General features: G+C 71.1%; 7 protein-coding genes. 1 reads left to right on the top strand and 6 read right to left on the bottom strand.

Features of this window, described 5'->3' with window-relative positions; translation table 11 throughout:
* Positions 1-97 precede the first annotated feature (97 nt).
* The 5 genes from KBA23_RS06100 to KBA23_RS06080 all read right to left on the bottom strand — a co-directional run bounded on the left by KBA23_RS06100 (position 98) and on the right by KBA23_RS06080 (position 4,131).
* On the bottom strand, positions 98-817 hold the full coding sequence (locus KBA23_RS06100; protein WP_290738010.1) for a CDP-alcohol phosphatidyltransferase family protein: 720 nt from the start codon (positions 815-817) through the stop codon (positions 98-100).
* A 130-nt stretch (positions 818-947) separates the two neighbouring features.
* The gene (locus KBA23_RS06095; protein WP_290738007.1) at positions 948-1,925 is read right to left on the bottom strand and encodes a hypothetical protein; all 978 of its coding nucleotides are present in this window, start codon (positions 1,923-1,925) and stop codon (positions 948-950) included.
* Positions 1,922-2,629, bottom strand: coding sequence for a hypothetical protein (locus KBA23_RS06090; protein WP_290738004.1), 708 nt, complete (start codon positions 2,627-2,629; stop codon positions 1,922-1,924). Before KBA23_RS06090 ends, KBA23_RS06095 begins: the two co-directional genes overlap by 4 nt.
* A gap of 20 nt (positions 2,630-2,649) precedes the next feature.
* Complete coding sequence (bmt, locus tag KBA23_RS06085; protein ID WP_290738001.1) at positions 2,650-3,684, bottom strand: betaine--homocysteine S-methyltransferase; 1,035 nt, start codon at positions 3,682-3,684, stop codon at positions 2,650-2,652.
* Positions 3,685-3,702: 18 nt separating this feature from the next.
* Positions 3,703-4,131, bottom strand: coding sequence for a SufE family protein (locus KBA23_RS06080; protein WP_290737998.1), 429 nt, complete (start codon positions 4,129-4,131; stop codon positions 3,703-3,705).
* Between the two features lie 356 nt (positions 4,132-4,487).
* Here KBA23_RS06080 and KBA23_RS06075 point away from each other — a divergent pair, with 356 nt between their 5' ends.
* Complete coding sequence (locus KBA23_RS06075) at positions 4,488-5,534, top strand: hypothetical protein (RefSeq protein WP_290737995.1); 1,047 nt, start codon at positions 4,488-4,490, stop codon at positions 5,532-5,534.
* On the opposite strand, the gene KBA23_RS06070 is transcribed toward KBA23_RS06075, so the two are convergent.
* Positions 5,535-6,983, bottom strand: coding sequence for a TrkH family potassium uptake protein (locus KBA23_RS06070; RefSeq protein ID WP_290737992.1), 1,449 nt, complete (start codon positions 6,981-6,983; stop codon positions 5,535-5,537). It abuts the gene before it with no gap.
* Between the last annotated feature and the right edge of the window lie 35 nt (positions 6,984-7,018).

Below are 7,018 nucleotides of genomic sequence, written 5' to 3'. Positions count from 1 at the left end.
CCCTGATTCCAGCCCGGTTCCAGCCGCGTTCCAGCCAGATAGAATCACGCCTTTTCCGCCGCTTGCCCCGCCTCGCCCGGGCAAGTGGCTTTCGCGCCTATTCCGCGTTGACGGACGTGCGGGGGCGCTCGGGAATCGCCTGCATCACGATGCCGACGAGCAGGAGCCACAGCGAGGTGACGAGGAGCCCCACCTTCACCGGCCCGGGCGGCTCGAACACGTCCCAGACCGACCAGCCGGCGAGAATGACCCACAGGATCGTCACCGTCAGGTTCAGCGGACGCCACCGCGCCGTGCGCATCGGGTGGATGAACTTGAGCCAGGTGTACTGCGCCAGCGCCAGAACCGCGATGATGGCGAGCGTCGCCCAGACCGGTGGGTCGAAGACCAGAAAGACGAGGAGCGGCATCTGCCACACGGCCGGGAAGCCAACGAAGCAGTTGTCGTCCGCCTTCATCCGCACGTCGGCGAAGTACATGGCCCCGGTCAGCGCGATGACGAGCGCCGCCACTAGGCCGAGATGCCAGGGCAGCAGACCCGTGTAGATGAGCGCATAGGCCGGAATGAACACATAGGTCAGATAGTCGATCACCAGATCGAGGATCGTTCCGTCCCAGTTCGAGGCGTTCTTCTTGGTGTCGACCTTGCGCGCCAGCGGCCCGTCGATCCCGTCGACGATCAGCGCGATCCCCAGCCAGCCGAACATCAGCCGCCATTCGCCCTTGGTCGCGGCGACCAGCGCCATCAACGCCAGCGCGGCGCCCGAGCCAGTCAGCAGGTGGACGGAGAACGCGAGGGGCTTGGTCTTCGGCCTCATTTCCACCAGATAAGAGCATTTCGCGGCGAGCGGAACCCCTGTCGCGAGCCCTCGCTCCGGTTGCCGGCGCCGCTTGCTTCCGCAGTCGCCTCGCCATCGACCGGGCCGGCGCCGGGAGGCGCGACGGCGGTCAGGCGCCGCGCTCCGGTCGCGGTCTGGCGAGACCATCGCGAATCGCCGCGGCGACCGCCGCGACGGTCACGTCGAGCCAGGGTCGCCCGCCTTGGCGCGGCGCAGCGTCGAGGTAGCCACCCGGCCCGGAATGCGACATCGCGCCGATCTCGCGCTCGACCAGCCGGCCGTCGCGGCGGGCCTCGTTCCAGAACGAGCTGCCCGCGACCGGCCAGCGCCCCGGGAACGCGATCCGGCCGAGCGCATAGACCCGGTCGCCCGATCCGAAGAGCGAGACCAGCCAGGACGCCGCCTCGATGCCCCGGTCCGAGCACATGACGCCGCCGATCGTCACGATCGCCGGCGGCTCGCCCAGCGCGTCGGCGAGGTAGGTCGCCGCGCCGACCGAGATCTGGCCGCCGCCGCTCGACCCGAGGAGCACAACCTGCACGGGGCGGCGCGGCTCGTAGCCGGCCGCCGCGAGCCGTTCTCGCACGATCCCGGCGATGCCGAAGCCGTAGAGCGGGCCATAGCGGTCATCGGCCGAGACGAGGACCTGGAAGAGGTTGCGCAGGTTGAGGATGTCCGGCAGCAGCCGCGTGCCGTTCAGCCGCCACTCGCGCACCCGCAGCCAGAACCAGGTGAAGACCCTCTGCCCGGTAAGAAGCTCGCGGCCGGAGGGCGCATAGGGAAAGACGTCGCGCACGATGCGCGCCTCGGGAAGCTCGGCTTGCAGCCGGTCGAGGAACGCCGTCTCGTGCGGCAGGAGCGCGTCGCCGGAGATGGCGCCGATCCCGGACAGGAACACCACGAAGCAGTCCGGCGGCGGCGCCGGCGCCGTGGCGGGCGCCGCCGCCGGAGCCGCCGCAGCGTCCTCCTCCGGGCCGGGGGCGAGCCAGCCCGCCCACCAGCCGAGCGACTCGATCGGCGCGAGCGCAAGCGAGAGCGTCAGCGCCAGCCCGCCGACGACGAAGAGCCAGACGAACGCCTCGGTCACGGCGCCTCCCCGCGATCGGCTCCGTCGCGCTCGCGTCCTTCGCGCGCGAACGCGTCGCGATCGGCCCGCGCGCGGCGCCGCAGGTCGTCGACAAGCTCGTCCGACGTCAGCGTCAGCGGCTCGCCGGCCGCAGCCCGCTCCAGCGCGCGCAGGACGACGCCGAGCGGGCGGCCGAGCGCGAGCGCGAGGATTCGCATCGAGGCCCAGCCGGCGAAGGCGAAGAAGGCCGCGTCGGCGAAGGGCAGCCCCAGCCCGTGGTGCAGGCCGAACAGGGTGAGCAGCAGCACCCAGACATCGAGCGCCCGGTCGAGCTGCTCGCCGAGATAGGGCGCGAGCGTCAGCAGGCCGAAGATCAGCGGCGAATGCGCCAGCGCCACCACCGAGGCGGTCGGCACGAAGGCGAGGTCGCGCCCGAAGGCCGCCACGTCGAGCATCAGCGCCAGCGCCACCGTCATCAGCGCGCCGGCGACATAGATCGCGCCCTGGAGCGCGAGGCTCAGCACGAAGCGGCCCGGCCGGACATGGTTGAGAAACAGCGTCAGCGCATGGCCGGTCGCCTGCGAGACGCCGGCGAGGAACACCATGGCGAAGGCCGCGCCGCGCGGACCGTCGGGAGCGGCGACGCGCCGGAACGCCTCCGGATCGAACAAGAGCGCATCGAAGCCGAGCGAGAGCGCGCCGGGAACGCCGAGCCAGTCGGTCATCAGGGCCGCGACGCCCTGCCTCAACCCCGCCGGCGCCGGCGCTCGCGCGGGGCGCCGCCGCCGGCCTCGCCGCCGCCGTCCACGCCGCCATCAACGCCATCGGATGCGGACGAGAACCCGCCCAGCCGGCGCTCGATCTCGGCGAGGTCGGGCCGCGGGCCGCGGGGGGTCGCCTCCAGCGCCGCGCGCATGGCGACGAGATGCGCCGGCGTCGTGCCGCAGCAGCCGCCGATGATGGTCGCGCCGCAGTCGCGGGCGAGGATGGCGTAGTCTGCCATCAACTCCGGCGTGCCATCGTAGTGGATGTGGCCGTCGTGGAACTTCGGGATGCCGGCGTTGCCCTTGGCGACGACGGGCAGACGCGGATGCTGCGCCGTGAAGCCGAGGACGGTGCGCAGCAGATCCGAGGCGCCCACGCCGCAATTGGCGCCGAAGGCGAGCGGCGGGTTGGGCAGGCCGTCGACGAGGCCCACCATGGCCGCCGAGGTGACGCCCATCATGGTGCGGCCGGCGGTGTCGAAGCTCATCGTGCCGCACCAGGCCGCGCCGGCGCGGGAGATGCCGAGGGCGGCGGCCTCGAACTCTTCCGGCGCGGAGATGGTCTCGACCCAGAGCACATCTGCGCCCCCGGCGAGCAGGCCGCGCGCCTGCTCTTCGAACATCTGGGCCGCGTCCTCGACGGTGAGCGGCCCGAGCGGGGCCATGATCTCACCGGTCGGGCCCATCGAGCCCGCGACGACGACGGTCCGGCCCGCGGCGTCGGCGACCTCGCGGCCCAGTTCCGCGGCGATGCGATTGAGCTCGAACGCCCGGCCCTGGGCGTCATGAAGCTTCAGCCGGCTGGCGTTGCCGCCGAAGCTGTTGGTGAGGAAGATGTCCGAGCCCGCATCGGCCGCGCCCTTGTAGAGCGCGCGGATCCTGTCCGGCTCGGTCTCGTTCCAGAACTCCGGCGCCTCGCCGGCCTCGAGGCCCATGTTGAAGAGGTTGGTGCCCGTGGCGCCGTCCGCCAGCAGCCAGTCGCGCTCGCCGAGCAGCTTTTCCAGCGGGTTCGCCATCGGTCATCCCTCCTCCGGTCAGGCCGGATGCATCGCCGCCGCCAGCGCGCGGATCCGGTTCACCATCGCCCTGAGGCCGTTCGAGCGCTGCGACGACAGGTGCTGGTCCAGGCCGAGCCGGCCGAGCTCCATCGGGGCATCCACCGCGAGAACGCCTTTGGGGTCAAGCCCCGCATAGAGCGCGTGCAGGACCGCGATCAGGCCGCGGACGATCAGCGCGTCGGAATCGCCGACGAAGTCGAAACGGGCGGCCGCCCCCTCGCCCGTCGTCGTCGGCGCCAGCCAGACCTGGCTCGCACAGCCCTCGACCTTGGTCGCCGGCCCGCGCAGCGCCTCGTCGAGCGGGGCCATGGCGCGGCCGAGTTCGATGACGTAGCGGTACCGGTCCTCCCAGTCGTCGAGGAAGGCGAAGTCGTCGGCGATCGCTTCGAAGCGCGGGGTAGCCACGAGCGGCGGTCCTTCATCCAGCCCCGTGGCAGATATGACGTCCCGGCCTCCGGGTCCAGTGGCGGCGGCGGTTTGGCCCCAAGCGCGCGGGCGCGCGGGCCATCCGGGGGCCATGTGCAACGGCTAGCGGCCGGGGCCTCGCGCGATCATGCGCGCCCTCAGGCGCTTCCCGACTTCTGGACGGGAGCCGGCTCCAGGGGAGAGAATGGCCCCGATGAGACCCCGAATCGACCTGCCTCGGCTTTTCGCCGGATCAACGGAAAGCCGAAGGCGGAGGCGGGCGAGGCGGCGCTCGACGGAAGCCTTCGCGGCAATCCAGCCCGGTCGAGCCCGCGACCCTATCTGGAGACGGTGACATGATGCGGAAACTGTCGCTCCTCGCCTGCGCCCTCCTGGCCTGGCCGGCCGTGGCCGCGGCGACGGATATCCTGCCGGCCGCGTCCTATCCGGTCGGCATGACGTGGGTCGAGTATCAGGATCCCGGCGACGGCCGGTCGCTCGACGCGCTGTTGATCTATCCCGCCGCCCCGGAGCCGGACGCCGCGCCCGCCAGGGTCTTTCTCTCGACCAACCTCGCCCTCTACGCCGACGCCGCTCCGGCGGACGACGGTTTGCGCCACCCGCTCGTCGTGTTCTCGCACGGCGCCGGCGGCAACGGCGCCGGCTACGCCTGGTTCGGCGCGCATCTCGCGGCGCGGGGCTATATCGTCGCGATGGTCTATCACTACAGCGCCAATACCTATGACTCGAGCGCGCTCTATGTGCGCAACCGCATCTGGCAGCGGCCGCGCGACATCGGGCTCGACATCACCCACCTGCTCGGGGACGCGGCGTGGGGGCCGCGCATCGACCCGGACAGGATCGGGGTGGCGGGCCATTCGCAGGGCGGCTTCACCGCGCTCTGGATCGGCGGGGCCGAGGTCGATCCCGAGACGTTCCTCGCCTTCCAGCGCCGCTGGAAGGCGATGTTCGTGGTGCCGCCCCGGCTGCGCGCCGCGATGGACCTCGACGCCGGCCCGGCGCTTGGCGTACGCGACGTTCGGGTGAAGGCCGCCTTCGCCATGGCCCCCGGCGACGTGCAGGGGTTCGGGATGGACGCGGCCGGGCTCGGGCGCATGGCGATCCCCGCCTACATCGTCGTCGGCGAGGGCGACACCACGACGCCGCCGGCGGAGAACGCCGCCTTCGCCGCCGAGCACATTCCCGACGCGGTGCTCGACATCCTGCCCGGACCCGTCGGGCACGAGATCTTCGGCAACGAATGCGACCAGATCGGTCGGGACAACTACCCCGATGCCTGCATCGACGCCCCCGGCGTCGATCGCGCCGCGCTGCACGAGCACATCGGGGACGCGGCGCTTGCCTTCTTCGACGCGCACCTCGACGTGCGGCGGCAGGAGTGATCAGCCACGCCAGTAGGTCGCGGTGAAGAGGACATAGACGGTCAGAAGCTCGAGCCGGCCGACGAACATCAGGATGATCGTCACCCAGATCGCCTCATCGGAGAGGACGGCATAGTTGCCGACCGGGCCGATATGCGGCCCGAAGCCCGGGCCGACATTGGTCAGCGCCGCCGCCGAGCCGGAGATGGCCGTGACCGGATCGAGCCCGAGCAGCACGAGCGCGATGGCGCCGATCCCGAGGGTGAGAAAGAACAGCATGAAGAAGGCCATGACCGAGTTCATCACCTCGGGCGTGATCGTCCTGCCCTCGTAGCGCGGCAGGGTCACGGCCGTCGGGCTGTAGAGCCGGTGGACCTCGACCGCGACGGCCGAGGTGAGGAGCTGGTAGCGGAACACCTTCGGCCCGCCCGAGGTCGAGCCCGAGCAGCCGCAGACCATCATCGCGCAGAAGAACAGCGTGGTCGCGAGCGGGCCCCAGGCGCCGTAGTCGGCGTTGGCGAAGCCGGTCGTGGTGATGACCGAGGCCATGGAGAACAGGATCTCGCGCAGCGCCGTCTCGTCGATCCGCTCGCCATTGTCGATACGGGCGAGGACCAGCCCGAGGCAGAGCGTGAGGTAGATGGCGAGGAATGCGTGGATCTGGCTGTCGCGCAGCAAGGGGCGCGGGTCGCCGGCCCCGAGCTGGACGAAGCGCACGAAGGACATCCCCCCGAGCAGCATGAACACGATGGCGACGTACTGCGCCGCGGGACTGAAGCCGATGAACGATGAATCGTGGTTCGCCATGCCCCCGGTGGCGACCGTGCTCATGGCGTGGGTGAGGGCGTCGAACCCGGAGAGCCCGCCCCAGACATAGCCGAGCGCGCAGGCGAGCGTCAGCGTCAGGTAGACCGAGGCGATCGAGAAGGCGATCTCCTTCGCCTTGGGCATGACCTTGCCGAGCGTGTTGAAGTCGGAGTTGCGCAGGAGCTGCATGCCGCCGATCCCGAGGACGGGGAGCATGATGATGGCGAGAAGCACGACGCCGATCCCGCCGATCCAGGTGACGAGGCAGCGCCACAGCAGGACCCCGTGCGGGAGGCTGTCGAGACCGGCGATGACGGTCGCGCCCGTCGCGGTCATGGCCGAAGTGCTCTCGAAGATGGCGTCGGTCAGGCCGAGATGCGGCGCGCCGAGGAGGAATGGCAGGGCCGCGAACGCCGTGAAGGACATCCATGTCGCCACGGTGAGCAGGAAGCCCTGGCGCAGGTCGAGGTCGCGCCGCCGTCGCTCGGAGCAGGCGATGCCGACGAGGCAGCCGACCGTGACCGTGACCGTCATCGAGATGGCGAAGGCATGCGCGTTGCCGTTGCCGTGGGTGAGATCCACGACCATCGGCAGCGCCATCGACGCGCCGAAGAGCGCGAGGAGCCGCCCGAGGATGTAGCCGACCGGTCTGAAGTCGATCATGCGCGGCCCGGGCTCCCTGCGCGGCCCGCACGACG

The organism is Amaricoccus sp., assembly GCF_017995835.1.
Classification (GTDB): domain Bacteria; phylum Pseudomonadota; class Alphaproteobacteria; order Rhodobacterales; family Rhodobacteraceae; genus Amaricoccus.
This window is presented reverse-complemented; position numbering and strand designations above follow the sequence as displayed.